The organism is Rhodoferax sediminis, assembly GCF_006970865.1.
Lineage (GTDB): Bacteria > Pseudomonadota > Gammaproteobacteria > Burkholderiales > Burkholderiaceae_C > Rhodoferax_A > Rhodoferax_A sediminis.
In genome coordinates this window covers 1,232,380-1,256,806 of sequence record NZ_CP035503.1, presented here as the reverse complement: position 1 = coordinate 1,256,806, position 24,427 = coordinate 1,232,380, and the positions used below count along the sequence as shown (strand labels likewise).

Here is a 24,427-nt window from a genome sequence, read left to right as displayed (position 1 = left end):
TGCAGGGGGCGACGCCAGCGGCCCGGCAAAGCCGGTTCCGCGGCGTCCCTGGCCTCGGCTGCGCCGGCTTCATGCGCCGCGGGTCACGCAATCGCGTAACGGATCACTGACATGGCTCTTCTCGAAGTCAACGACCTCCACGTCCAGCTGCAGACGCAGCGCGGCCCCGCCGAGGCCGTGCGCGGCATCGGCTTCACGCTGGAGCGCGGCGAGACCATGGGCATCGTGGGCGAGTCCGGCTGTGGCAAGTCGATCACGGTGCAGTCGCTCATGGGCCTGCTGCCGCCCTCCGCGAAGGTCACGGGCAGCATCCGCTTCGACGGCACCGAGCTCGTGGGCCTGCCCGAGCCCGCCATGTGCGAGATCCGCGGCAACCGCATCGGCATGATCTTCCAGGAGCCGATGACGGCGCTGAACCCGGTGCACACCATCGCGCGCCAGGTCGGGGAGCCGCTGCGGCTGCATCGCGGCCTCACGGGCGCTGCAGCACGCCGGCACGTGCTGGCGCTACTGGAGCGCGTCGGCCTGCCCGATGCGGCGTCGCGCCTGGACGCCTACCCGCACCAGTTTTCGGGCGGCCAGCGCCAGCGCATCGGCATCGCGATGGCGCTGGCCTGCGGGCCCGACCTGTTGATCGCCGACGAGCCCACGACCGCGCTCGACGTCACGATCCAAAAAGCCATCCTCGACCTGATTCGCGATCTGGTCGCGGAGCGTGGCATGGCGTTGATCCTGATCTCGCACGACCTCGGCGTGATCGCGCAGAACGTCTCAAAAATGCTGGTGATGTACGGCGGCAGCGTGGTCGAGAGCGGGTCGACGGCGGCCGTGTTCGCGCAGCGCGCCCACCCCTACACCCGGGGCCTGTTCGCCGCGCGGCCCGCGCTCGATGCGCCGCGCGGTGTGCGGCTCGCCACGATCCCGGGCAGCGTGCCCGAGCTGGTCGACCTGCCACCTGGCTGCCCGTTCGCGGGCCGGTGCAGCTTCACCGCAGACGCCTGCTATAGCACGCGCCCACCGGCCACCGTGCTGGCGCAGGGGCACGAAGTGCGCTGCATCCGCCTTGAAGAGATCGCTGCCGGGGAAGTGCCCGCATGAGCGCCGATACTATCAATTCCATAGCTGCTGGCGTAGATACAGTAATGGCTACAGGCCGATTTGATTCGAATTCTCAGGACATGCCGCTGCTCGAGGTCCGGGACCTCGTGCGCCACTATGCGCTGCCGCGCGAGAAGCTGTTCTCGCCGCCGGCGCGGGTACGCGCGCTCAACGGCGTGAACTTCAGCGTGCAGCAGGGCCGCAGCCTGGGCATCGTGGGCGAGTCGGGCTCGGGCAAGTCGACCATCGCACGGCTCGTGATGGCGCTCGATGTGCCGACGTCCGGCAGCGTGCGGCTGCTCGGGCGCGACCTGCAGGCGCTCACCAAGGCCGAACTGCGCGCAGCGCGGCGCGACGTGCAGATGGTGTTCCAGGACCCTTACGGTTCCCTCGACCCGCGCCAGAGCGTGGCGCGCATCGTGGCCGAGCCGCTCGAGGCGCTGGACGAAACCACCCGCACCGAGCAGCGCGAGCGCGCCGGCGAATCGCTCGCGGCCGTGGGCCTGCGCGCCAGTGATATGGACAAGTACCCGCACGAATTCTCGGGCGGCCAGCGCCAGCGCATCGCGATCGCGCGCGCGCTGATCACGCGGCCCAGGCTGATCGTGGCCGACGAGCCGGTGAGCGCGCTCGACGTCTCGGTGCAGGCCCAGGTGCTCAACCTGATGCAGGACCTGCAGCAGCAGTTCGGCATCAGCTACCTGCTGATCAGCCACGACCTCGCGGTGGTGAACCACCTGTGCGACGAGGTCTGCGTGCTGCATCGCGGCGTGATCGTCGAGCGCGGCACGCCGCAGCGGCTGTTTGCCCATGCCGAGCACCCCTACACACAGGCCCTGCTGGCGGCCGTGCCGCGCGCCGAACCGGCCGCCGCTCTCACATGACAGGGGCTTGCCCTCATGCGCGCCCCTTGCGCGTGATGTATGGTTATGTCTCTCGTCCCACTTTTCCAAGCATTTTCCTGGAGCCTTGAGCATGTTGAAACGCCGTACCCTTTTGACCACCGCCGCACTTGCCACCGTGCCGCTCGCGCTGCCGCACGCAGCGCTGGCGCAGGGCCGCAAGGATTCCATCGTGATAGGCATGTCGCTCGAACCACCGGGGCTGGACCCGACGGCCGGCGCGGCGTCGGCGATTGCCGAGATCGTGCAATACAACATCCTGGAGACGCTGACCAAAATCAACGCCGACGGCAGCGTCACACCGCTCTTGGCGGAGAGCTGGGAAGTCTCGCCCGACCTCAAAACCTACACCTTCAAGCTGCGCCGCGGCGTGAAATTCCAGAACGGCGAGCCGTTCAACGCCCAGAGCGTCAAGTTCTCCTTCGACCGCGCCGGCGGCGACAAGAGCACCAACAAGGACAAGCGCACCTTTGCGAACCTGAGCACTCGCCCGGTTGACGACTACACCGTGGTCCTGCTCAACAAGGAGATCGATCCCGACCTGCCGTTCCTGCTCGGCCAGGCGACTGCCGTGATCGTCGAGCCCAAGAGCGCCGACACCAACGCCACCCAGCCGGTCGGCACCGGCCCCTACAAGCTGGACAGCTGGGCCAAGGGCTCGTCGCTCACCCTCGTCAAGTGGGACGGGTTCCGCAATCCCGGCCAGGCCAAACTCAAGAAGGTCACGTTCCGCTTCATCTCCGACGTGGCCGCGCAGGCCGCGGCGCTGCTGGCGGGCGACGTCGACGCGTTTCCGCGCATCGGCACGCGCGTGGTGCCGCAATTCAAAAACAACCCGCAGTTCCAGGTGATCATCGGCGGCTCGCGCGCCAAGACCATCCTGACCATCAACAACCGGCACAAGCCGCTGGACGATGTGCGCGTGCGCCGCGCGATCCTCGCTGCGATCGACCGCAAGGCCGTGATCGAGGGCGCGGCCGACGGCTTCGGCGTGCCGATCGGAAGCCACTACGTGCCTGGCGCGGCCGGCTACGTGGACACGACCGGCATCAACCCCTTCGACCCCGGCAAGGCCAAAAAGCTGCTGGCCGAGGCGGGCGTCAAGCTGCCGCTCGAACTCACGATGACATTGCCGCCGCCGCCCTACGCGCGCCAGGGCGGCGAGGTGATCGTGGCCGAGCTCGCCAAGGTGGGCATCACGGTCAAGGTGCAGAACGTCGAATGGGCGCAGTGGCTGAGCTCCACCTATGGCGGCCCCCACAACTACGACCTGACCATCGTCTCGCACGTCGAGCCCTTTGACCTGGGCAACTTCGCCAAGCCCGACTACTACTGGGGCTACCAGTCGAAGGCCTTCGACACGCTCTACGACAAGATCAAGACCACCGCGAACACCGCCGAGCGCAACAAGCTGCTGGGCGATGCGCAGAAGATGCTGGCCGTGGACGCGGCCTGCGGCTTCCTCTACCAGCCGCAGTTCCCGACCATCGCGAAAAAGGGTGTGAAGGGCCTGTGGAAAGACATGCCGATTTTCGTGAACGACCTCTCGACGCTGAGCTGGTCGTGAACGCGCGGCTCTACGACCTGTCGGCACAGGAGCTTGGCCGCGCGTACCGCGAACGCAGCCTGTCGCCGGTCGAAGTCGTGCAGGCGGTGCTGGCGCACATCGCCCGCTGGGAGCCGCACCTGCATGCCACGTACCTGCTGCGGCCCGATGCGGCGTTAGAGCAGGCGCGGGCCTCGCAGGCACGCTGGCAGCGGGGCGAGGCACGCGGGCCGCTCGACGGTGTGCCCGTCACGATCAAGGAAAACATCGCCACGCGCGGCGACCCGATGCCGTCCGGCACCGCGGCGGTCGAACTCCGGGCCGCGGCGGCCGATGCGCCGCCGGCGGCGCGCCTGCGCGAAGCCGGCGCGGTGATCGTGAGCAAGACCACCATGCCCGACTACGGCATGCTCTCGTCGGGCCTGTCGAGCTTTCATACGCTGGCGCGCAACCCCTGGGACCTGCGCAAGACGCCGGGCGGCTCCAGCGCGGGTGCCGGCGCTGCGGCCGCGGCCGGCTACGGGCCGCTGCACATCGGTACCGACATCGGCGGCTCGCTGCGCCTGCCTGCCGCCTGGTGCGGCATCTTCACGCTCAAGCCCAGCCTGGGCCGCATCCCGATCGACCCGCCCTACATGGGCCGGGCAGCAGGGCCGATGACGCGCACCGTGCTGGATGCCGCGCTGATGATGCAGGTGCTGGCACAACCCGACGCGCGCGACAGCATGAGCCTGCCGGCGCAGGACATCGCGTGGGGGTCTGCCGAGGTGGCAGTGGACCGGTTGCGCGGCGTGCGCATCGGCCTGCTGCTGGACGCCGGCTGCGGTCTCGCGGTCGAGCCCGAAATCCGGGCGGCGGTGGCGCAGGCGGCGCGCCTGTTCGAGCAGGCCGGCACCATCGTGGAGCCGATGCAGCCCTTCATGTCGCAGGCCATGCTGGACGGCATGGACCACCTGTGGCGCATGCGCTCGCTGACCGACCTGAACGCGCTGCCCCCCGCGCAGCGCGCCAGGGTTCTGCCCTACATCCTGCAGTGGGCCGAGAGCGCCGCGGCTTTTAGCGGCGAACACGTGTTCCGCGCGTTCAGCCAGTTTCACGCAACGCGGGCCGCAACCGTGGCCGCCTGCGCAAAGTACGACTACGTGATCTCGCCCGTGTCGCCCAACATGCCGGCACCCGCCGAAGACCCTTCGCCCACCAACGACCCGCTGCGCCCACTCGAGCACATCGGCTTCACGGTGCCATACAACATGTCGGAGCAGCCGGCCGCGTCGATCAACTGCGGCTACAGCGAGGGTGGCCTGCCGATTGGCCTGCAGATCGCCGGGCAGCGTTTTGATGACCTCGGGGTGCTGCAGATCGCGCGCGCCTTCGAGCTGATCCGGGGGCCACAGCGGGCCTGGCCCGAACCACCCACGGTCTGAGAGAAGGTCAGGTTGATCCGGCCTGGGCCAGTTTGGCCTGATCGTAAACGGGCTGCGCCGGCATATCGGCCAGGTGCTGCGTGTCGGCCCAGCTGATGATGTCGATCGCGTCGCCCTCCATGCGCACGCGGTTCAACCCGCCGTTGGGGATCTCGCTCTGGCGCGGCCCGGCGAGCGGCAAGGCGCGCGCCGTGCGGTAGATCATGTCCAGCACGCCGCCATGCGTCACCACCACCAGGGTCTGCTGGCTGTGCGCGGCCACCAGCTGGCGTATGGCGTTCATCACCCGGGCATGAAACTGGCGCGTGCTCTCGCCGCCCGGAATCGCGTAGTCCGCCTGAAATTGCACCCACTGAGCCCAGACATCGGGGTGCTGCGCGCGGATGTCGTCCACCCGCATCCCCTCCAGCATGCCGAAACTCTGCTCGCGCAGGCCGCTGTTCGCCAGGCTGTGCAAGTCCAGCTGCAGCCCGGTCGGCAGCGCGGTCTGGCGTGCGCGCAGCAGGTCGCTGCACACCAGGTGATGCACCGGTTCACTCGCCAGGCGCAGCGCCAGCCGGCGTGCCTGCTCGTGCCCCACGGCGTTCAGCGGCGCATCCAGCTGTCCCTGAAACCGCAGCTCGCGGTTCCAGTCGGTCTCGCCGTGACGGATCAGAATCAGTTCGGTCGTCAAGCGCTGGCTTCCTCGTCGCGTTTGACGATCATCACCGGCACCTTGGCGGCATGCAGCACGGCCTGCGACACTGAGCCCAGCAGCGCGCTGCGCAAGCTGCCCTTGCCATGGGAGCCCATCAGCACCATGTCGCAGCCGAACCGCTCCACGATATCGATGATGGTGTGCCCCGGATCCCCCGAGGCGACCTCGCATTCATAGACCACGCCCGCCTGCTTGAGCAGCGCCTGGGCGCCTTCCAGCAAGTACGCGCCGGCGCCGTCACTGACGCTCTCGAGCACTCGCGGATCGGGTGCCATGACCATCTCGTACAGCGACACGGGGTCCTGCACGTTGGCCAGTACCACGTCGGCCTGCAGGCCTTTTTGAATCAGCTCGATCGCAAAACGAACCGCCTTGAGCGAGACTTCGGATCCATCCACGGGTAGCAAAATTTTCATTCATCGTTCTCCAGTTTCAAGTGTAGGACCAGGCGCATACGACCATCTGCGCGCAACGCCGCGAGTCGATGTGCTCAATCACTCGCCGGGAGCGCTGCGCACCTTGTTCATCAGGTGCTCCAGCACCATGGGTGAGACAAATTTGTTCACCTCGCCACCGAGCGAGGCAATCTCGCGCACGAAGGTGCTGGAAATAAACTGATACTTGTCGCTGGGCGTGAGAAACACCGTTTCCACATCGGGCATCAGGCTGCGGTTCATGCCGGCGAGCTGGAATTCGTAGTCGAAATCGGTCACGGCGCGCAGGCCGCGCACCATGGCCTTGGCGCCCCGCGCCACCACAAAATCGCGCAGCAGGCCGGAAAAGCTTTCCACGCTCACCTGCGGGTAAATCTTGACGGCCTCGCGCACCATGGCGATGCGCTCGTCCAGGCTGAACAGGGCCTTCTTGTGATGCCCCGCCGCCACGGCCACGATCACGCGATCGAACAGCTGGGTGGCCCGGCGCACCACGTCTTCGTGGCCCAGCGTCATGGGGTCAAAGGTGCCGGGGTAAACGGCAGTCACGTTCAGGGCCATGGTGTGCTTCTCCTCGCGTTATTCGCACGGCGGTCCGGGCCGGGCCTGTCTTCGCCCGATTATGCAGTGCCGGCGACGGCGCGAGCCGCACGACGCGCCTTAAACCGCGCCCGCCAGGGGCTTGAGCAGGTGTGCATGAACCGCGCCGGCCTTCAGGTGGCGATGCACGGCCAGGCCGAAACCCGCCAGCAACTCGTCGCTCCAGGCCGAGGGGGCTTCGAGGTATACATAGCCGCCGCGCGCCACGGCGCGGCCCGCGGCTTGCAGGGCGGCCTCGAAAAGGCCCGCGTCAAAGGGCGGATCGAGAAACACCACATCCATGCTGGCGGGGGCCAGTTGCCTGAGCGCGGCGACGCCATCGCCGCGCTCGATCTGCGTCGCGCTGGCCTGCAGTTTGATCTGGATGGCCTTGAGCTGCGCCACCAGCGCGCCGTCCTGCTCCAGCAGGCGCACCTGCGCTGCGCCGCGCGATGCGGCCTCGAAACCCAGGGCCCCGGTGCCGGCAAAGACATCGATGCAGCGCCAGCCGCTCAGGTCCTGCCCGAGCCAGTTGAACAGCGTCTCGCGCACGCGATCGGGCGTGGGGCGCAGGCCGGGTTTGTCGGCCACCGGCAAGCGGGTGCGTTTCCACTGGCCGCCGATCAGGCGCACTTCACCGCCATGGGCCTTTTTCATCGCCGGGCCGCCCCAAGATGAAAAGCGGCCCCCTCCGGGGGCAGTGACCCGCGCAGCGGTGGAGCGTGGGGGCCATTTTTCACTTCGCGCCCCCGACCACCACGGTCACCATCCGCTCGGGCTGCAGCTTGCGCGCGAAGGCCGCCTTGATGTCGGCCACCGTCACCTTTTGCACCTGCTGGGTCCAGGTTTCGAGGTAGTCCAGCGGCAGCTTGTTCCAGGCGATGTTCGCGATGTTGCCCAGCAGCTTGCGGTTGCTGTCGATACGCAGCGCAAAGCCGCCGATCAGGTTGTCTTTGGCGGCCTTGAGCTCGGCCTCGGTCGGGCCCTCGGCGACAAAGCGCGCCACCACGCTGCGCGCCACCTGCACCGCCTCGTTGGCCTGATCCGGCCGGGTTTGCAGCCCCACCGTGAATGCCCCCGCGTGCAGGCCCGGTGAAAAGTAGCTGTACACCGAGTAGCTCAGGCCCCGCTTTTGCCGCACCTCGCCGGACAGGCGCGACACGAAACCGCCGCCGCCCAGGATGTAGTTGCCTACCGTGAGCGCGAAATAATCCGGGTCGTCGCGCTTGAAGCCCGGCTGGCCGATCAGCACCTGGGCCTGGGCCGCATCAAACGGGATGCGGATGTCCTCGGCCTTGGCCAGCGGCGGCACCTCGGGAATCGTGGGCAGCGGTGCGCACGAGGTCGTGGCCGGCAGGCGCGAGAGCAGGGTCGTCACCAGCGCGTCGGCCTGCGCCCGCGTGACGGCGCCGACCAGGCTCACCTTGGCGCGGCAAGGCACGATCAGGCTGGCGTACAGCGTCTTCATGTCGGCCACGCTGATACGCGCCAGCGACGCCTGCGTCATCTCGTAGCCGTAGGGGTGACTGCCGTACACGGCCGCGGTAAAGGCGCGGCTAGAGACGATGCCGGGCCGGGTCAGCGCCTCCTTGAGCGAGGCGTCGAGGCGCTGGCGGTTGCGCTCCCACACGGCCTCGGGAAAGGCCGGCTCGCCGAGCTGGCGCGCCGCAAGCTGCACCGCGCGACCCAGCAGATCGGGATAGGTCAGCGAGCGCAGCGAAAAACTCATGCGGTCATTGCCGGCGCTGCCATCAAACCCCGCCCCCAGATCGGCCCAGGCGTCGCTCAGCGCGTTCTCGTCCAATGCGGGATCAGAGCCGCGGGCCAGCAGGCCGGCGGAGGTCATATCGGCCGTCACGCTGGCCAGCCCGGCCTTGTCGGGGGGGTCGCGGCGGCGGCCGGCGTCGAAGTCGATCTGCACATCGAGCATCGGGATGCCCGGGCTTTGCGCCAGGTAGACCTGCGCCCCGCTGGGCTGCGTCCAATGCTCGATGGGAATGCCGGCCAGCGCAGGATTTGAGAAAAACAGGGCTGCAGCCCCCGTCAACAGTGCGCAGGTAGCTATGTTTTTAAGAGCAATCATGACGGTGCTCCGTCATTCCGCATGCCCGGCAGGGGCGTGCGCGGCTTGCGGTTCTTGTCCAGCGGCTGGGGCCGCAGCACCGCCACCGTGAGCTGGTCATCGCCAAAGTATTTGCCGGCCACCGCCTTCACCTGCCCGGCCGTGACCGCGCGCAGCCGCGCGATGATGCGCTCGTCGGCATCCAGCGGCAGGCCCTGCACCCAGTTGCTGCCCAGCTCCCGGGCCTGGCTCATCACCGAATCGCGCTTGTACACCTGGCTGGCCACCCATTGGGTCTTGACGCGGTTCAGTTCCGCCTCGCTGACGCCGTCGTGCGCCACTTTGGCGACCTGTTCGCGCAGGGCGGCCTCGACCTGCTCCGCGCTCTTGCCCTGCGCCGGCACGCCGTCGAGCACGAAGAGCTGCGGGCCGCGTCCCGCAAAGCCGTTGGAGGCGCCCGCGCTGTCGGCCACCCGATCCGGCCCCTGCGTCAGCGCCCGCTCGAGCCGGGCGCCGCTGTAGCCGTCCAGTACCGCGGCCAGCACGCTCAAGGCATACCCATCGTCGCTGCCGTCCAGCGCTTGCAGGGCCGGCACCTTGAACGCCAGCGCCACATAGGCCTGCTCCGCCGGCGCCTTGAAGTCGATGTGGCGCAGCCCGACCTGCTCGGGCTCCAGGCGCGGCTTGCGCACCGGCACGGGCCGGGCCGGGATGCCGCCGTAGTATTTTTCGGCCAGCCGCCTGACCTGCGCGACATCCACGTCGCCCGCCACCACGACGGCCGCATTGGCCGGGACATACCAGCGGTGGTAGAAATTGCGCACGTCGTCCGGCGTCATGGCATTGAGGTCGCTCATCCAGCCGACCACCGGGCGGTGGTAGGGCGCTGCCTCGAAAACCGCGGCATTCAGCGCCTCATACAGGCGGGCGCGCGGCGAATCTTCGGTGCGCATGCGGCGTTCTTCCTTCACCACCTCGATCTCTTTTTTGAACTCCTCGTCGGGCCACTGGTTGTGCGCGAAACGGTCGGCTGCCAGCTTCATCACCTCTTCCAGCCGGCTGGCGGGGATCTGCTGGTAAAAGCCGGTGTAGTCCGTGGTGGTGAAGGCGTTTTCCTGCCCGCCCAGCGCGGCCACACGGCGCGAGAACTCGCCGGGCTTCACGCTGGGCGTGCCCTTGAACATCATGTGCTCCAGTGCATGGGCCACGCCCGAGGTGCCATCGACCTCGTCCATGGAGCCCACGCGCACGTACAGCATCTGCACCGCCGTGGGCGCGCGCCGGTCGGGCTTGACGATCAGCGTGAAGCCGTTGGCCAGCGTGAACTGTTGCACCGTGGCGGGCAAGGCCGGTTGCTGCAGAAGTGCGGAGGGCGGCGCCGTCGAAGGCCCCGTTTGGGCGCCGGCGGCAAAGCCAGCCAGCAGGCAAAGTAGGGGCAGGAGGCGTTTCATAGAATGCTGTGATTCTAAGAACCCCGCAATGTTCAGCTTTTTCAAGAAAAAACCCCCTGCTCCTGCCGTCGCTGCGCCGATGCCTATGCCCGCGCCCGCGAGCCCCGCTGCAGCGCCCAGTCATGTGGTGCCCAGCCCTGCGGTGCCCGGCCCCGCTGCGCCGGGCTCGCTGATCGGCAGCGCACTGGTCACGCCGATCGGCATTCCGCTGCCCGAAGCAGTGCCGCCCGAGCGCGCCAAATGGCTCGACAAACTCAAGGCGGGCTTGCGCAAGACGGGCTCCAGCATCTCCACGGTGTTCACCGGCGCGCAGATCGACGAGGCGCTCTATGAAGACCTGGAGGCCGCGCTGCTGATGGCTGACACCGGCGTGCAGGCCACGCAGTACCTGCTCGGCGAGGTCAAGCGCCGCGTCAAGGAGGGTGGCGTGACGCATCCGGTGGCCGTCAAGAACATCCTGACCGAGGTGCTGACCCAGTTGCTCAGACCATTGGAGAAGCCACTGGTGATCGGCGAGCACAAGCCCACCGTGATCATGGTCGCCGGCGTGAACGGCGCGGGCAAGACCACCTCGATCGGCAAGCTGACCAAGCATCTCTCGAGCGCCGGCGCCTCCGTTCTGCTGGCCGCGGCCGACACCTTCCGCGCCGCCGCGCGCGAGCAACTGGGCGTGTGGGCCGACCGCAATACGGTGGAGATCATCAGCCAGGACGGCGGCGACCCGGCCGCCGTGAGCTTCGACGCGGTGAGCGCGGGCAAGGCGCGCGGGCGCGACGTGGTGCTGGTCGACACGGCGGGGCGCCTGCCGACCCAGCTGCATCTGATGCAGGAGCTGAGCAAGATCAAGCGCGTGGTGCAAAAGGCCGACGCGACCGCGCCGCACGAAGTGCTGCTGGTAATCGACGGCAACACCGGCCAGAACGCGCTGACCCAGGTGAAAGCCTTCGACGACGCGCTGCAGCTGACCGGCCTGATCGTCACCAAGCTGGACGGCACCGCCAAGGGCGGCGTGCTGGCCGCGATCGCGCAGGAGCGGCCCGTGCCCGTGTATTTCATCGGCGTGGGCGAACAGCTCGGCGATCTGGAGACCTTCAACGCGCGCGAGTTCGCGCAGGCGCTGCTGGCATGACGGGCAATGAACTACCACGCTTATATCCACCAACCCCCTTGATCACGACACACCCATGACCACCCTGCTGCCCCGCATTGAACTTGAGAGCGCTCCGCACCCCATCGCCGCCGTGATCTGGCTGCACGGCCTGGGCGCCGACGGCAACGACTTTGCCGCCATCGTGCCCGAGCTGGACCTGCAAGGCTGCCCGCCGATCCGCTTTGTCTTTCCGCACGCACCGAGCATGCCGGTCACGCTCAACGGCGGCTATGTGATGCCCGCCTGGTACGACATCCTGGGCACCGACCTGGCCAAGCGCGAAGACGCGGCGGGCATCCACCACTCGGCGCGCGCCATCGAGGCGCTGATCGCGCACGAGGTAGAACGCGGCATCGCACCCGGCGCCATCGTGCTGGCGGGCTTTTCGCAGGGCTGTGCGATGGCGCTGCAGGTCGGACTGCGCCATGGCGCGCGACTCGCCGGCCTCATGGCGCTGTCGGGCTACCTGCCGCTGGCCGGCACGCTGGCCGCCGAGCGCAGCGCGGCGAATGCCGCGACGCCGATCTTCATGGCGCATGGCCTGGCCGACCCGGTCGTGCCGATCGCGCGGGCCGAGGCCTCGCGCCAGGCCTTGCTGGACCTGGGCTATGCGGTGCAGTGGCACAGCTACCCGATGCCGCACAGCGTGCACCCGCAGGAGATTGCCGACATCAGCCGGTTCTTGCGCTCCGTGCTGGGAGCCGCCGCCTGATGGTGCTGGGGATCGACTTCGGCACCTCCAACTCGGCGGCGGCCATCGTCCAGCTTGACGGCCGCGTGTGCCCGATTCCGCTGGACGGTGCCAGCGCCTCGATGCCGACCGCGCTGTTCTTCTCCAGCGAAGACGGTCACGGCGACCCGGTGGCATACGGCAACGCCGCGCTGCAAGCCTACCTGCAGGGCACGCAGGGGCGACTCATGCGCTCCATCAAAAGCCTGCTCGGCAGCAGCCTGATGGACGAACAGACGCTGGTCAACGGCCAAGCCACCAGCCTGTTCGACATCGTGGTGCTGTTCTTCAAGGAACTCAAAGCCCGCTCCGAAACATTCCTGGGCCACCCGCTGCGCGCCGCCATGCTCGGGCGTCCGGTGCATTTTGTCGACGGCGACGATACGCGCGACGCACTGGCCCAGGCCACGCTGGAGCGCGCCGCACGCGCCGCGGGATTCGAGGCGATTCGGTTTCAGCTCGAGCCGATTGCCGCCGCCTTCGATTTCGAGCGGCGCGTGGCCACGGACACGACCGTGCTGGTGGTGGACATTGGCGGGGGCACCTCCGACTTCACTGTTCTGCGCGTGGGGCCGCAGCGGCTGTCCCACGCGGACCGCGCGCAGGATATCCTGGCCACCACGGGCACGCACATCGGCGGCACCGATTTCGACTACCTGCTGAACCTGCGCCATGTGATGCCGCTGCTCGGCCTGGGCCACGTGGGGCCGAACGGCCGCGAGGTGCCCTCCTCCGTCTTCTTCAACCTGTCGACCTGGCACCTGATCCACCCGCTGTACAGCCGCAAAAGCCTGCACGCGGCGCGCGAACTGAAGAGTGCGTTTGCCGACCCCGCGCTGCACAGCCGGCTCATGCGCGTGCTGAACCACCACGAGGGCCACCGGATTCTGTCGCATGTGGAAGCGGCCAAAATCGCCTGCTCCAGCCTGAACGCGCCGGCTGAAATCGACCTGGCCTGCATCGAGCGCGGCCTGGCTGCGCTGCTGTCGCCGGCAGGCCTGAGTCAGGTGTTGCAGCAGCAGGTAGCGCAGATCGTCCACTGCGCGCAGGAATGCGTGACGATGTCGGGCGTGCGCGAGGTGAACGCGGTGTACCTGACCGGCGGCTCGTCGGCGCTGGCCCCGCTGGGCGCGGCGCTGCAGGCGGCATTCTCCAGCGCGTCCATCGTGCGCGGCGACCGGTTTGGCAGCGTGGCCGCGGGCCTGGCGACCAGCGGCTGGGTGTCGCGCGAGGAATTTTCTCTGCTACAAGCTTGATAGCTGGACTTGCCCGTCTGGCAAGGGCTTGAGGCACATTTCATACAAAATCCCGGCGACGCAAGCGGCCCTCTCCACATGATCGAATTGCCCGCCTCGGCACGCTGACATACCGATGAATGCGGCGAGCCCCCATGACGGGCCCCGGCGCCCGCCATGGGCGCCAGCGCGCAGGCCTGCAACAACCGCCGGCATGAAATCCAAAGTGCAGTTCCGCTTTCGGATCTATCGCGACGACTGCATTGCCATCGGCCCCGGCAAGGTGGCGCTGCTGGAGGCCGTCGCCGAGACCGGCTCGATTTCCGCGGCGGCGCGGCGCTGACACCCGTGGGCAAGAAACTGGTCAAGCACTACCGCGCGGTCGAAAGCTCGGCGCGCATAGCCGCTGCCGTCAACATCACGGCGCTGATCCGGCTGCTCGCACCATGACGGCGGTGGACAACGCGCCGACAGCCTGCAGGCCTTTGCGATCTTCGCATCCGCTGTCATGTCCGGTGCAACTCATGCCCCATCCAGCATGACCATACGTCTTGCGAGAGCCGCTGTTTGGCGGGCGGTGGCGGCTCGCTGACCGTTCCCAGACTGATGAAGCCGGCCAGAAATTCCGCCTCGGTCAGGCCGAGCTGGCGCGCCAGGATGGCGTCGAAACAGCGCTCGCCGCTGAGCACGATGGCACCAAAGCCCAGTTGGTGCGCCGCATTCAGGATGTTGCCCAGCGCGGCGCCGGCGCCCAGCCATTGCTCGCGCAGCGGCACCTTGCTGAGCTGGCGCGGCGAGACGACAAAGCCCAGCAGCACGGGCGCGCGGGTCGCATGCTCGCGGGCGCGCTTGAGATCCAGCGCGGTGGCGAGCGGGTCGCGCCGCAGCTTCTCCTGCTCGAAGCACTGCGCCAGCGCCGCCCGGCTGCGCGCGCGAAATTCAATGATGCGCCACGGATGCAAGCCGCCGTGATCGGGCGCGCGCAGGCCCGCCTGGATCAGGCGGTCCAGTTCATCGGCGTCGGGCCCGGGCGAATGCAAGCGCCTGGGTGAGACCGAACGTCGTGCCAATAGGGTTTTGAGACCCGGCGCGCCGCCATCCAACGTGCCCGGCCCGGCCTTGCATCTGAGCACCTCGCCAATGTCTTGCGCGTCCATCAGCGAGATCCGCAGCGACTGCCTCGCGCTGCCGGACGTGATCACCGACATCACCACGGAGTCCGAACCGACTTCCTGTTCGATGCGCCATTCCGCCACCTCGGCCACGCGGCGCAGTGCCGCCTCGCCGGAGATGGAATGGACGACCGTGTTGTGCTCGAGATCACGCATGCTGCTTTTATCGAAGAATTCGGCAATGCACCTGGAAGGCCACATCGCTATATCCATTGATACACAAGGATGGAGGGAGCCAGTGTATCGCCGGGACGCCACTTCATCAACGGATCGGACTCTGCCGCCAGCGGCAGGCAATGACCGGCATCGAGCTGCGCAACGCGTCAGTCCGCGCTGATCATCACGCGGGAGGCCTCGATGATGGCGCAGGCCCGCGCCCCAGACACAACGCCATTGCGGGACTTGGGCCGGGGGTCGAGCCATGCGTCAGCCAGGCTCTGAAACAGATACGCTCTGGCACCATATTGGTGAAACTCCCGATCGACCATCGAAATAAAGTACATCTTTTCTCAATTTGAGTATTTATCCCACAACAGAGAGCACCTATTCTTCGCACTGTCGGCGCGGTGTTGTCGACGCCATGCAGATCGTTCCCATCACAAACTTCAGGAGACTGGCTCATGAAATTTTCAACGACCCTCGCCCTGGCCGCCGCAATGGCTGTGGCAGGCACGGCGCACGCCGCCACCGAACTCGTCATCGCGACCGTGAACAACGGCCACATGATCGAGATGCAAAAGCTCACGCCCTTCTTCGAGAAGGCGTATCCCGACATCAAGCTCAAGTGGGTCACGCTGGAAGAAGGCACCTTGCGCCAGCGCGTGACGACCGACATCGCCACCAAGGGCGGCCAGTTCGATGTGATGACCATTGGCCTGTACGAAGTGCCGATCTGGTCGAAGAAGGGCTGGCTCAAGCCCATTGCGACCGACGCGGCCTACGACGTGGACGATCTGTTGCCCGCCATCCGCACCGGCCTGTCCTACGAGGGCAAGCTCTATGGCGCGCCGTTTTACGGTGAAAGCTCGATGCTCATGTACCGCAAGGACCTGATGGACAAGGCCGGCGTGACGTTCTCCGGGCGCCCGACCTGGAACCAGGTGCGCGATGCCGCGGCCAAGATCAGCGACCCCAAGGCCGGGGTCTATGGCATCTGCCTGCGCGGCAAGCCGGGCTGGGGCGACAACATGGCGCTGCTCAGCACCATGGTCAACACCTGGGGCGGCCAGTGGTTCAACATGAAGTGGCAGCCGCAGCTGGAGAGCAAACCCTGGCATGACGCGATCAGCTTCTACGTCGACATCATGAAGAAATACGGCCCGCCCGGCGCATCGGCCAACAGCTTCAACGAGAACCTGGCGCTTTTCAACGAGGGCAAGTGCGGCATGTGGGTGGATGCGACGATCGCGGCCTCGTTCATCAGCGATCCGAAGCAGTCGAAGGTGGCCGACAAGGTGGCCTTCGCGCAGTCGCCGGTGGCTGTCACCCCGAAGGGTGCCAACTGGCTGTGGTCCTGGAATCTGGCCATCCCGGCCGGCACCCAAAAGGCCGATGCCGCGCAGAAGTTCGTGACCTGGGCCACCTCCAAGGCCTACGTCGACCTGGTGGCGCAACAGGACGGCTGGGCGCGGGTGCCAACCGGCACGCGCAAATCAACCTACGCCAACCCTGAATTCCAGAAGGTCGCCACATTCGCCCCGGCGGAGCTGGAGGCGATCAACAGCGCCGACCCAAGCAGCCCCACGCTGCCGAAGTCACCCTATGTCGGTGTCCAGTATGTCGCCATCCCCGAGTTCCAGGCCATTGGCGTTGCGGTCGGCCAGCAAATGAGCGCGGCGCTGGCCGGTACGGTCACGGTGGACCAGGCTTTGAGGACCTCGCAGACGATTGTCGAGCGCGACATGACCAAGGCCGGCTACTACAAGTGAACCCACACCCCTCCCCCCGCTGGGGGAAGGGGTGACAAGCCAATCATGAACCGACTGATGCCCCGATCGCTGATGGCGCCTGCGGTGCTCACGCTCTTCCTCTGGATGATCGTGCCGCTGGCGATGACGTTGTATTTCTCCTTCGTCAACTACAACCTGCTGCAGCCGGGCGCGCACACGTTTGCCGGCATCGAGAATTTCCAGTACTTCATCACCGACCCGGACTTCTGGCCGGCGGTCTGGAATACGCTGCTGCTGATCGGCAGCGTGATCGTGATCACGGTGGTGTTCGGAATCCTGCTGGCATTGCTGGTCAACGACCCGTTTCCAGGGCGCGGCATCGTGCGCGTGCTGTTGATCTCCCCGTTCTTCGTCATGCCTACGGTGAATGCGTTGCTGTGGAAGCACATGATGATGAACCCGATCTACGGCGTGCTGGCCGATGTGTGGCGCGCCTTTGGCGCCACCCCGGTGGACTGGATGACCGACTGGCCGCTGTTATCGGTCATCGTCATCGTCGCGTGGCAGTGGCTGCCGTTCGCCTGCCTGATCTTCATCACCTCGCTGCAGTCGCTCGACCGTGAGCAGATGGAAGCGGCGCGCATGGACGGCGCCAGCGCGCCGCAGCGCTTCTTCTACCTCACGCTGCCGCATCTGGGCCGGCCGATAGCGGTGGTGATCATGATCGAGATGATTTTTCTGCTCAGCATCTTTGCGGAGATCGCCATCACAACCAGCGGCGGTCCAGGCAATGCGAGCACCAACATCACCTACATGATCTTCAAGCAGGCGCTGCTGAATTTCGACGTCGGCGTCGCCTCTGCCGGCGCGCTGTTCGCGGTGGTGCTGGCCAATATCGCCGCGGTCTTCCTGATCCGCATCATCGGCAAGAACCTGGATTGAAGGGGACAAGACCATGCCACCCAACAACATCCTGCCCCTGGCGCTGCGCACCGTCACCGCGTGGCTCGTGACACTGCTGCTGTTCTTCCCGCTCGGCTGGCTGTTCCTGACGTCATTCAAGACCGAACTGCAGGCGATCCACGTGCCCCCGCTGTTCGTGTTCCATCCGACGATGGAGAACTTCGGCGAGGTGCAGCGCCGCAGCGACTACCTGCTGTATGCACGCAACTCGCTCGTCACGAGCCTGGGCTCGACCGTCCTGGGCCTGTTGATTGCGGTGCCGGCAGCTTATTCGATGGCGTTCTTCAAGACCCGGTTCACGCGCGACATCCTGATGTGGATGCTCTCGACCAAGATGATGCCGGCGGTCGGCGCCCTGGTGCCGATCTACGTGCTGGCGCAGACCGCCGGCATGCTGGACTCGGTGCCCGCGCTAGTCATCGTGTTCACACTCTCGAATCTGCCCATCATGGTGTGGATGCTTTTCACCAGCTACAAGGAAATCCCGGGCGAAATTCTGGAAGCGGCGCGCATGGACGGCGCCACCCTGTGGAAGGAGTTTCTCCATGTGGTGCTGCCGCTGTCCGTGGGCGGACTCGCGTCCACCGGGCTCTTGTGCCTGGTGCTGAGCTGGAACGAGGCCTTCTGGGCCCTCAACCTGACCTCGGCCAAGGCCGGCACGCTGGCCGTGATGATCGCGTCCTACTCGAGCCCCGAGGGCCTGTTCTGGGCCAAGCTCTCCGCCGCCTCGACGATGGCCATTGCACCGATCATCGTGTTCGGCTGGCTGTGCCAGAAACAACTGGTCCAGGGTCTGACCTTCGGCGCCGTGAAATAACAGACAAGGAGAAACGCCATGGCTTACCTTCAGCTTCGGGACATGCGCAAAAGCTTCGGCGAGACGCACGTCATCCAGGGCGTGAACCTGGAGATCGCCAAGGGCGAGTTCATCGTCTTCGTCGGCCCGTCGGGCTGCGGCAAATCGACCTTGCTGCGCCTGATCGCGGGGCTCGAGCCGGTCACCAGCGGCAAGCTGCTGCTCGACGGGCGAGACATCACGCACATGCCCTCGGGCAAGCGCGACCTCGCGATGGTGTTCCAGAGCTACGCGCTGTATCCGCACATGAGCGTGTACGACAACATGTCGTTCGCGCTCAGGCTCGCGGGCGTGCCGAAGGACGAGATCAGGACGAAGGTCGAGTACGCGGCCAGACAGCTCAACCTGGCCCAATACCTGGAGCGCACACCCAAGGAGCTGTCGGGCGGCCAGCGCCAGCGCGTGGCCATCGGCCGCGCCATCGTGCGCGCCCCCAAGGTGTTTTTGTTCGACGAGCCCCTGTCCAACCTCGACGCGGCGCTGCGCGGCAACACGCGCGTGGAAATCCACAAGCTGCATGTGGCCCTCGGTGCGACCACCATCTACGTGACGCACGACCAGGTCGAGGCGATGACGCTGGCCGACCGCGTGGTGGTGCTGCGCGACGGCCGGATCGAGCAGGTCGGCTCGCCGCTGGATCTGTACGACCATCCGGCCAGCCAGTTCGTGGCGCAGTTCATCGGCATGCCATCGATGAACATGGTCGCCGCGGGAGCGATCCCCAGCTTCTCGAACCAGACCGGCGGACGCCTGCCCAGCGATGGCTTTCTGGGCGTTCGCCCCGAGGGCCTGCGCGTGCACCAGGGCCATGGCGCCGGCGTGCCGGGCCGCGTCGACCTGATCGAGGCGCTGGGCAACGACACGCTGATCCACGTGGACGTCGGCGGTGTGCAACTCATCGCGCGCCAGAACGAGCGCACGCCTTTGAGGATCGGTGACGACGTAGGAGTGGAGCTCAACCCCGCGGTGCTGCACCTGTTCAATCGAGAAGGCCGCGCACTCGCCGCCTGAGAATTTTCCGGAGAATTCGACGTGACACTCGCAGCAGCGCCAGCCACTTCCCGGGTCGTGCTCCATCTGGGGCTCGGCTCGTTTCACCGCGCACACCAGGCGGCTTACCTGCAGCAGCTCATCGAGGCCGGCGACACGCGCTGGTCGCTCTCGGGCGGCAACCTGCGCGCCGACATGGCCGAGTTGCTGGGGGCACTGCGGGCGCAGGGCGGGCGCTATACGCTGGAGACCGTGTCACCGGCCGGCGAGTACCGCTACCAGCGCATCGAGTCGATCCGCGAGGTGCTGCCCTACGAGCCCACGCTCGCGGCGCTGATCGCGCGCGGCGCGGACGCGGCCACGCGCGTGATCTCGTTCACCGTGACCGAGGCCGGCTACTACCTCGACGCCCATGACAGGCTCGACCTGGGTTTCAGCGATCTCGCAGCCGACATCGAACGCGCGAAACGTGGTGAGCCGGGCGACACGATCTACGGCGCGGTGTGCGCCATCCTGCGCGCGCGCCGTGCGGCCGGCGCCGGACCGGTGACATTGCTGTGCTGCGACAACCTGCGCCACAACGGCCAGCGCTTTCGCGCCGGCCTGCTCGAGTTCATCGAGCGCGGCGGCGACGCCGCGCTGCGAGGCTGGGTTGACGCCAGCACCACCTGCCCGAACGCGATGGTGGACCGCATCACGCCACGCCCGCCGCCCGAGCTGCGCGAGCGCGTGCGCCGTGCTACCGGCTGGATCGATGCCGCACCGGTCACGGCGGAGAGCTTCATCCAGTGGGTGATCGAGGACAACTTCATCGCCGGCCGGCCCGAATGGGAGCGCGTGGGCGTGCAGATGGTCGATTCGGTTGCACCGTTTGAGGAGGCGAAGATCCGGGTCCTGAACGCGACGCACAGCTGCATCGCCTGGGCCGGCACCCTGATCGGCCTGCAGTTCATTCACGAAGGCACACGCACGCCGGCCATTCGCCAGATGGCCTGGGACTACGTGACCGACGACGTCATCCCGTGCCTGAGCCAACCCGGCAACCCCAGTCCGGTCGATTTGCCGGCCTACCGCGACGAGGTGCTGGAGCGCTTCGGCAACGCCGCGATCCGCGACACGAATCAGCGGGTCGCCATGGATGGCTTCTCCAAGATTCCGGGCTTTATCGCGCCCACGGTGCGCGAGCGGCTGGCGCAGGGACAGACGATCGACAGCGTGGCCATGCTGCCGGCACTGTTTCTCGCCTTCCTGCAGCGCTGGCACCGCGGTGAGCTGGCCTACACCTATGAGGACCAGGGGATGGACCCGGCCGCCGCACACGCGATCTGCGCAGCAGCGGATCCGGTGGCCGCGATGGGTGCCGACGCGGGGCTGTGGGCGGAGCTGGCCGGCGACGCGCGGCTGCTCGGCGCATTGCGACGCGCCGCACAACGAGTTATTACTTTTCAAAAGGATCATTCATGAGCGCACGTTTGCAGGATCGGCACGCCTTGTTGACAGGCGCGGGAGGGGGCATCGGCCTGGCCGTCGCCGAGGCCTACCTGGCACAGGGCGCGCGCTGCACCGTGGTGGACATCGCGTCCACCGCACCCGCCGCGCTGGCGCCGCTGCTGGACGCCCACGCCGGGCGACTGCAGTACGTCAGCGCCGACATCACGCGGCCCGGGCAGATCGAGACGATGCTGGATGCAGCCGAGAGCCGCTTCGGTGTGCCGGGCGTGCTGTTCAACAACGCTGCCGTGTTCGACCTGGCGCCGCTGCTGGACAGCGACGAGGCCATGTACGACCGGCTGTTCGCCGTCAACGTCAAGGGCATGTTCTTCGTGATGCAGAAGGTGCTGGCGCGCATGGTCGCGCAGGGCGTGCACGGCGCCGTGATCAACATGGCCTCGCAGGCCGGACGGCGCGGCGAGGCGCTGGTCGCGCACTACTGCGCGACCAAGGCCGCGGTGATCAGCTACACCCAGAGCGCTGCGCTGGCCATGGCGCCGCACCGCATCCGCGTGAATGCGATCTCGCCGGGCGTGATCGACACGCCGATGTGGCAACAGGTAGATGCATTGTTCGCGCGATACGAGAAATTGCCACTGGGGCAGAAGAAGAAGCAGGTCGGTCTGGCGGTTCCGCTGGGCTACATGGGTGCGCCGGCCGACATTGCGGGCGCCGCGGTCTTTCTGGCCAGCGACGAGGCCTCTTACATTACCGCCCAGACGCTGAATGTGGACGGTGGCGCGGTGATGAGCTAGGCTTGCAAAACACGCACCCCGCATGACTCGAATGACCCCATGACCGCCAGTCGCCGCACCCTGCCCCGCCAGCGCCAGCCCGAACTGGAGCACGACCGCGGGCGCAGCCCCGAGCTCGGTTACGAGCCGCCCGACACGACCGGCTCCATCCGCTGCCTGGCGCACGGCTTCCCCACGCCGCTGGCGCGCTGGCATTACCACGACGAATACGAGTTGCACCTGATCGTGGCGTCTTCCGGCAAGACCTTCGTGGGCGACTACATCGGCTACTTCCAGCCCGGCCATCTGGTGCTGACCGGCCCGCGCCTGCCGCACAACTGGATCTCGCTGGATCTGCCGCAAGGCGGCATCGCCGAGCGCGACCTGGTCATCCAGTTTGCGCACGCGCCGATCGCGCAGGCGGCCGCACATCTGCCCGAGCTGGCCGAGCTGCTGCCGCTGCTGGACCGCGCGCGCAACGGTGTCGAGTTCTTCGGCCTGTCGGAGCGCGCGGTCGACCATTGGCACAAGGTCAAGGCTCGTCAAGGCTTGGCGCGCCTGGGCGCATTCTGCGAATTTCTGGCCGACCTGGCGCGCTGCACCGATTACCGGCTGCTGTCGCACGCGCAGTTGCAGAGCGAGGACAACGCGGCCCAGCTGGACCAGATCAATGCGATCCTGAGCCGCATCACCGCCGACCTGGGGCAACCGCTGTCGGCCGCACAGCTCGCGGCGGAGCTGGGCATGAGCGAGAGCCGCTTCTCGCGCTTCTTCCGCCGCGCCACGGGCAACACCTTCACCGACTTCGTGAATCAGGTGCGTATCAACCGCGCCTGCCAGCTGCTCATGGAGTCGGACCAGTACATCACCCACATCTGCTATGAGGTCGGCTTCAACAACGTGGCCAACTTCAACCGCCGCTTCCTCGATTTCAAGGGCATGACGCCGGGCGAGTTCCGGCGCCAGGTGGACGGCCGCTTCGGCATCAAGCGCTAGCGCCATGTACCTCGGGATCGATCTGGGCACGTCGGGCGTCAAGGTGGTGCTGCTGGACGAGGCGCAGCAGCTCGCTGCCGTGGCCGATGCGCCGCTGGCTGTCTCGCACCCGCAGCCCCTGTGGAGCGAGCAGGCTCCGCACAGTTGGTGGCTGGCGCTGGACCGGGCCATGCAGCAGTTGCGCCATGCCGCGCCGGGCGCACTGGCGCAGGTGCGCGCGCTTGGCCTGTCGGGCCAGATGCACGGCGCCGTGCTGCTGGACGCGCGCCAGCACGTGCTGCGGCCGGCCATTCTGTGGAACGACGGCCGCGCGTTCGCGCAATGCGCGCAACTGGAGGCCGCCGAGCCAAGGTCGCGCGCCATCACCGGCAATCTGGTCATGCCCGGTTTCACCGCACCCAAACTGCTCTGGCTGCGCCAGCACGAAGCGGCCGTGTTCGCACAGACCCGCACCGTGCTTTGCCCGAAGGACTGGCTGCGGCTGCAGCTCACCGGCGAGGCGGTCAGCGACATGTCCGATGCGTCCGGCACGCTCTGGCTGGACGTGGGGGTGCGGCGCTGGAGCGAGCCCATGCTGGCGGCCTGCGGCCTGACGCTGGCCCACATGCCGCGCCTGGTGGAGGGCAGCGCGCCGGGCGGCTCATTGCGCCCCGGGATCGCGCAGGCCTGGGGGCTGCCTGCCGGTGTGGTGGTGGCCGGCGGCGCGGGCGACAATGCCGCCAGCGCGGTGGGCATGGGCGTGGTCCGCGGAGGCGAGGGCTTCGTCTCGCTGGGCACCTCGGGCGTGATTTTTCTCGCCACGGACGCCTTTCGCCCGGCGCCCGCGCAAGCGGTGCATGCCTTTGCGCATGCGCTGCCCGGGCGCTGGCACCAGATGTCGGTGATGCTGAGCGCCGCGAGCGCACTGGCCTGGGCCGCGCGCCTGACGGGGCGACGCAGCGAAGCGGCGCTGCTGGAAGAAGTGGCGCTGCTGCAGCCGGCCCGGCGCGCGCAGGCGCCGCTGTTCCTGCCCTATCTGTCGGGCGAGCGCACACCGCACAACAACACGCACGCCAGCGCGTCCTTCACGGGATTGCGCCAGGAGCACGGCGCCGCCGATATCGGCTACGCCGTGATCGAAGGCGTGAGCTTTGGGCTGATGGACGGTTTTGCCGCGATGCGCGGCGGCGGCCCTTTGGTGAACGAACTGGCGCTGGTGGGCGGCGGCGCACGCAGCGACCTGTGGGCGCAGCTGCTGGCCTGCGGCCTGGGCTGCGCGCTGCGCCGGCATGAGGGCGCACACGCCGCCGCGGCCATGGGCGCCGCACGGCTGGGCTGGCTGGCGGATGGCGGGGACGAAGCACAGGTGTGCCGCGCGCCTCTGGGCGGGCGCCTGTTCGAGCCCAATGCCATGGAGGCCGCGCTGCTGCGGCCGCGCTACCAGCGCTTTCGTGCGCTCTACCCCGCCTTGGCGCCGCACTTCGCGGACACCCCGGGGGGATCGGCATGACGCGCGTTGCCGTGTTCGGTGAAATGCTGGTGGACCGGTTCGAGTCCGGCCCCGTGGTGGGCGGTGCACCGTTCAATGTGGCGCGGCACCTGGCGGCATTCGGCCACGCGCCGCTGATGCTCAGCGCCGTGGGGGTTGATGAGCACACGGCACTCGTGATGCGCGAATTCGACCGCTATGGCATGCGGCGCGACGGCGTCCAGATCACACCGGATCACCCGACCGGCGTGGTCGACGTGCAGACCGCGCCCGACGGCGGCCACCGCTTCAGCATTCGCTTTGGTTCCGCCTGGGACTTCATCGAAGAGACGCCCGCCAGAGCCGCCGCCACGGCGCTCGACCCAGCGGGCTGGCTGTACGCGGGCACGCTGGCACTGCGCAGTCCGGTTTCACGTGCCGCCGCATGGGCCGTGCTGCGCAGCCATCCGGGTCCCGTCTACCTGGACCTGAACTGGCGCGAGGGCCAGGTGCCACGCGAGGTGGTGCTGCAGGCGATCGACCTGGCGGACGTGCTCAAGGTCAACGACGAGGAACTGGCC

At 67.4% G+C, this 24,427-nt stretch carries 23 protein-coding genes and 2 pseudogenes; 17 read left to right on the top strand and 8 right to left on the bottom strand.

What is annotated here, in order from left to right; translation table 11 throughout:
• Nucleotides 1-111: 111 nt before the first annotated feature.
• The 4 genes from EUB48_RS06015 to EUB48_RS06000 all read left to right on the top strand — a co-directional run bounded on the left by EUB48_RS06015 (nucleotide 112) and on the right by EUB48_RS06000 (nucleotide 4,970).
• Nucleotides 112-1,098: an ABC transporter ATP-binding protein gene (locus tag EUB48_RS06015; RefSeq protein ID WP_142818053.1), complete on the top strand. Its 987-nt coding sequence runs from the start codon at nucleotides 112-114 to the stop codon at nucleotides 1,096-1,098.
• 44 nt (nucleotides 1,099-1,142) lie between these two features.
• Complete coding sequence (locus EUB48_RS06010) at nucleotides 1,143-1,982, top strand: ATP-binding cassette domain-containing protein (protein WP_210411746.1); 840 nt, start codon at nucleotides 1,143-1,145, stop codon at nucleotides 1,980-1,982.
• Nucleotides 1,983-2,073: 91 nt separating this feature from the next.
• Complete coding sequence (locus EUB48_RS06005; protein ID WP_142818051.1) at nucleotides 2,074-3,567, top strand: ABC transporter substrate-binding protein; 1,494 nt, start codon at nucleotides 2,074-2,076, stop codon at nucleotides 3,565-3,567.
• On the top strand, nucleotides 3,564-4,970 hold the full coding sequence (locus EUB48_RS06000) for an amidase (protein ID WP_420821432.1): 1,407 nt from the start codon (nucleotides 3,564-3,566) through the stop codon (nucleotides 4,968-4,970). The genes EUB48_RS06005 and EUB48_RS06000 overlap by 4 nt, the downstream gene beginning before the upstream one ends.
• Before the next feature lie 7 nt (nucleotides 4,971-4,977).
• Here EUB48_RS06000 and EUB48_RS05995 read toward each other — a convergent pair whose 3' ends face one another.
• The 6 genes from EUB48_RS05995 to EUB48_RS05970 form a co-directional block, all read right to left on the bottom strand.
• On the bottom strand, nucleotides 4,978-5,643 hold the full coding sequence (locus EUB48_RS05995; protein ID WP_142818050.1) for a histidine phosphatase family protein: 666 nt from the start codon (nucleotides 5,641-5,643) through the stop codon (nucleotides 4,978-4,980).
• Nucleotides 5,640-6,083, bottom strand: coding sequence for a universal stress protein (locus tag EUB48_RS05990; RefSeq protein ID WP_142818049.1), 444 nt, complete (start codon nucleotides 6,081-6,083; stop codon nucleotides 5,640-5,642). Before EUB48_RS05990 ends, EUB48_RS05995 begins: the two co-directional genes overlap by 4 nt.
• A gap of 78 nt (nucleotides 6,084-6,161) precedes the next feature.
• The gene (gene coaD / locus EUB48_RS05985) at nucleotides 6,162-6,662 is read right to left on the bottom strand and encodes a pantetheine-phosphate adenylyltransferase (protein WP_142818048.1); all 501 of its coding nucleotides are present in this window, start codon (nucleotides 6,660-6,662) and stop codon (nucleotides 6,162-6,164) included.
• 99 nt (nucleotides 6,663-6,761) lie between these two features.
• Complete coding sequence (rsmD, locus tag EUB48_RS05980) at nucleotides 6,762-7,337, bottom strand: 16S rRNA (guanine(966)-N(2))-methyltransferase RsmD (RefSeq protein WP_142818047.1); 576 nt, start codon at nucleotides 7,335-7,337, stop codon at nucleotides 6,762-6,764.
• A 79-nt stretch (nucleotides 7,338-7,416) separates the two neighbouring features.
• The gene (locus EUB48_RS05975; protein ID WP_142818046.1) at nucleotides 7,417-8,763 is read right to left on the bottom strand and encodes a M16 family metallopeptidase; all 1,347 of its coding nucleotides are present in this window, start codon (nucleotides 8,761-8,763) and stop codon (nucleotides 7,417-7,419) included.
• Entirely contained in the window at nucleotides 8,760-10,193 is a 1,434-nt protein-coding gene (locus tag EUB48_RS05970) for a M16 family metallopeptidase (RefSeq protein WP_142818045.1), read from the bottom strand. The genes EUB48_RS05975 and EUB48_RS05970 overlap by 4 nt, the downstream gene beginning before the upstream one ends.
• Nucleotides 10,194-10,221: 28 nt before the next feature.
• On the opposite strand from EUB48_RS05970, the gene ftsY reads away from it, so the two are divergent.
• From ftsY to EUB48_RS05950, 4 genes and pseudogenes are all read left to right on the top strand, one after another.
• Nucleotides 10,222-11,322 carry a signal recognition particle-docking protein FtsY gene (gene ftsY / locus EUB48_RS05965; RefSeq protein ID WP_142818044.1) on the top strand — a complete coding sequence of 367 codons (1,101 nt, stop codon included), beginning with the start codon at nucleotides 10,222-10,224 and terminating at the stop codon, nucleotides 11,320-11,322.
• 55 nt (nucleotides 11,323-11,377) lie between these two features.
• Complete coding sequence (locus EUB48_RS05960; RefSeq protein WP_142818043.1) at nucleotides 11,378-12,055, top strand: alpha/beta hydrolase; 678 nt, start codon at nucleotides 11,378-11,380, stop codon at nucleotides 12,053-12,055.
• Nucleotides 12,055-13,329, top strand: coding sequence for an Hsp70 family protein (locus EUB48_RS05955; RefSeq protein WP_142818042.1), 1,275 nt, complete (start codon nucleotides 12,055-12,057; stop codon nucleotides 13,327-13,329). The genes EUB48_RS05960 and EUB48_RS05955 overlap by 1 nt, the downstream gene beginning before the upstream one ends.
• A gap of 193 nt (nucleotides 13,330-13,522) precedes the next feature.
• Nucleotides 13,523-13,758 (top strand): annotated as a pseudogene (locus EUB48_RS05950) (winged helix-turn-helix domain-containing protein).
• Nucleotides 13,759-13,814: 56 nt separating this feature from the next.
• Here the strand turns inward: EUB48_RS05950 and EUB48_RS05945 are convergent.
• Nucleotides 13,815-14,636, bottom strand: a complete 822-nt coding sequence (locus tag EUB48_RS05945) for a nitroreductase family protein (protein WP_142818041.1) — start codon at nucleotides 14,634-14,636, stop codon at nucleotides 13,815-13,817.
• 167 nt (nucleotides 14,637-14,803) lie between these two features.
• Nucleotides 14,804-14,983: a hypothetical protein gene (locus EUB48_RS05940; protein WP_142818040.1), complete on the bottom strand. Its 180-nt coding sequence runs from the start codon at nucleotides 14,981-14,983 to the stop codon at nucleotides 14,804-14,806.
• Between the two features lie 117 nt (nucleotides 14,984-15,100).
• On the opposite strand from EUB48_RS05940, the gene EUB48_RS05935 reads away from it, so the two are divergent.
• The 9 genes and pseudogenes from EUB48_RS05935 to EUB48_RS22000 form a co-directional block, all read left to right on the top strand.
• Nucleotides 15,101-16,408 carry an ABC transporter substrate-binding protein gene (locus EUB48_RS05935; protein WP_142818039.1) on the top strand — a complete coding sequence of 436 codons (1,308 nt, stop codon included), beginning with the start codon at nucleotides 15,101-15,103 and terminating at the stop codon, nucleotides 16,406-16,408.
• A 45-nt stretch (nucleotides 16,409-16,453) separates the two neighbouring features.
• Nucleotides 16,454-17,311, top strand: coding sequence for a carbohydrate ABC transporter permease (locus EUB48_RS05930; protein WP_077560403.1), 858 nt, complete (start codon nucleotides 16,454-16,456; stop codon nucleotides 17,309-17,311).
• A 13-nt stretch (nucleotides 17,312-17,324) separates the two neighbouring features.
• Complete coding sequence (locus tag EUB48_RS05925; RefSeq protein ID WP_142818038.1) at nucleotides 17,325-18,149, top strand: carbohydrate ABC transporter permease; 825 nt, start codon at nucleotides 17,325-17,327, stop codon at nucleotides 18,147-18,149.
• An 18-nt stretch (nucleotides 18,150-18,167) separates the two neighbouring features.
• Nucleotides 18,168-19,199, top strand: a complete 1,032-nt coding sequence (locus tag EUB48_RS05920; protein ID WP_142818037.1) for an ABC transporter ATP-binding protein — start codon at nucleotides 18,168-18,170, stop codon at nucleotides 19,197-19,199.
• Nucleotides 19,200-19,256: 57 nt separating this feature from the next.
• A complete protein-coding gene (gene dalD / locus EUB48_RS05915; protein WP_142821116.1) occupies nucleotides 19,257-20,642 on the top strand; it encodes a D-arabinitol 4-dehydrogenase in 1,386 nt (461 codons plus the stop codon).
• Nucleotides 20,639-21,424 (top strand): L-iditol 2-dehydrogenase, encoded by a 786-nt coding sequence (locus tag EUB48_RS05910; protein ID WP_142818036.1) that lies wholly within the window; start codon nucleotides 20,639-20,641, stop codon nucleotides 21,422-21,424. The genes dalD and EUB48_RS05910 overlap by 4 nt, the downstream gene beginning before the upstream one ends.
• A 39-nt stretch (nucleotides 21,425-21,463) precedes the next feature.
• Nucleotides 21,464-22,399 (top strand): AraC family transcriptional regulator, encoded by a 936-nt coding sequence (locus tag EUB48_RS05905; RefSeq protein ID WP_142818035.1) that lies wholly within the window; start codon nucleotides 21,464-21,466, stop codon nucleotides 22,397-22,399.
• Nucleotides 22,400-22,403: 4 nt separating this feature from the next.
• The gene (xylB, locus tag EUB48_RS05900) at nucleotides 22,404-23,888 is read left to right on the top strand and encodes a xylulokinase (protein ID WP_142818034.1); all 1,485 of its coding nucleotides are present in this window, start codon (nucleotides 22,404-22,406) and stop codon (nucleotides 23,886-23,888) included.
• Nucleotides 23,885-24,418, top strand: a pseudogene (locus tag EUB48_RS22000) (PfkB family carbohydrate kinase); the annotation flags it as partial. The gene xylB and the pseudogene EUB48_RS22000, both read left to right, overlap by 4 nt.
• Nucleotides 24,419-24,427: the final 9 nt, after the last annotated feature.

What these genes read in the sequence shown, in the direction of transcription:
- EUB48_RS05955 (WP_142818042.1), top strand. Translation starts at nt 12,055, where the DNA reads ATGGTGCTGGGGATCGACTTCGGCACCTCCAACTCGGCGGCGGCCATC.
- EUB48_RS06010 (WP_210411746.1), top strand. Translation starts at nt 1,143, where the DNA reads ATGGCTACAGGCCGATTTGATTCGAATTCTCAGGACATGCCGCTGCTC.
- EUB48_RS06015 (WP_142818053.1), top strand. Translation starts at nt 112, where the DNA reads ATGGCTCTTCTCGAAGTCAACGACCTCCACGTCCAGCTGCAGACGCAG.
- EUB48_RS05960 (WP_142818043.1), top strand. Translation starts at nt 11,378, where the DNA reads ATGACCACCCTGCTGCCCCGCATTGAACTTGAGAGCGCTCCGCACCCC.
- EUB48_RS06005 (WP_142818051.1), top strand. Translation starts at nt 2,074, where the DNA reads ATGTTGAAACGCCGTACCCTTTTGACCACCGCCGCACTTGCCACCGTG.
- EUB48_RS05920 (WP_142818037.1), top strand. Translation starts at nt 18,168, where the DNA reads ATGGCTTACCTTCAGCTTCGGGACATGCGCAAAAGCTTCGGCGAGACG.
- EUB48_RS05970 (WP_142818045.1), bottom strand. Translation starts at nt 10,193, where the DNA reads ATGAAACGCCTCCTGCCCCTACTTTGCCTGCTGGCTGGCTTTGCCGCC.
- EUB48_RS05945 (WP_142818041.1), bottom strand. Translation starts at nt 14,636, where the DNA reads ATGCGTGATCTCGAGCACAACACGGTCGTCCATTCCATCTCCGGCGAG.
- EUB48_RS05930 (WP_077560403.1), top strand. Translation starts at nt 16,454, where the DNA reads ATGAACCGACTGATGCCCCGATCGCTGATGGCGCCTGCGGTGCTCACG.
- EUB48_RS05925 (WP_142818038.1), top strand. Translation starts at nt 17,325, where the DNA reads ATGCCACCCAACAACATCCTGCCCCTGGCGCTGCGCACCGTCACCGCG.
- EUB48_RS05935 (WP_142818039.1), top strand. Translation starts at nt 15,101, where the DNA reads ATGAAATTTTCAACGACCCTCGCCCTGGCCGCCGCAATGGCTGTGGCA.
- EUB48_RS05975 (WP_142818046.1), bottom strand. Translation starts at nt 8,763, where the DNA reads ATGATTGCTCTTAAAAACATAGCTACCTGCGCACTGTTGACGGGGGCT.
- EUB48_RS05910 (WP_142818036.1), top strand. Translation starts at nt 20,639, where the DNA reads ATGAGCGCACGTTTGCAGGATCGGCACGCCTTGTTGACAGGCGCGGGA.
- EUB48_RS05905 (WP_142818035.1), top strand. Translation starts at nt 21,464, where the DNA reads ATGACCGCCAGTCGCCGCACCCTGCCCCGCCAGCGCCAGCCCGAACTG.
- ftsY (WP_142818044.1), top strand. Translation starts at nt 10,222, where the DNA reads ATGTTCAGCTTTTTCAAGAAAAAACCCCCTGCTCCTGCCGTCGCTGCG.
- coaD (WP_142818048.1), bottom strand. Translation starts at nt 6,662, where the DNA reads ATGGCCCTGAACGTGACTGCCGTTTACCCCGGCACCTTTGACCCCATG.
- EUB48_RS05940 (WP_142818040.1), bottom strand. Translation starts at nt 14,983, where the DNA reads ATGTACTTTATTTCGATGGTCGATCGGGAGTTTCACCAATATGGTGCC.
- EUB48_RS05990 (WP_142818049.1), bottom strand. Translation starts at nt 6,083, where the DNA reads ATGAAAATTTTGCTACCCGTGGATGGATCCGAAGTCTCGCTCAAGGCG.
- xylB (WP_142818034.1), top strand. Translation starts at nt 22,404, where the DNA reads ATGTACCTCGGGATCGATCTGGGCACGTCGGGCGTCAAGGTGGTGCTG.
- rsmD (WP_142818047.1), bottom strand. Translation starts at nt 7,337, where the DNA reads ATGAAAAAGGCCCATGGCGGTGAAGTGCGCCTGATCGGCGGCCAGTGG.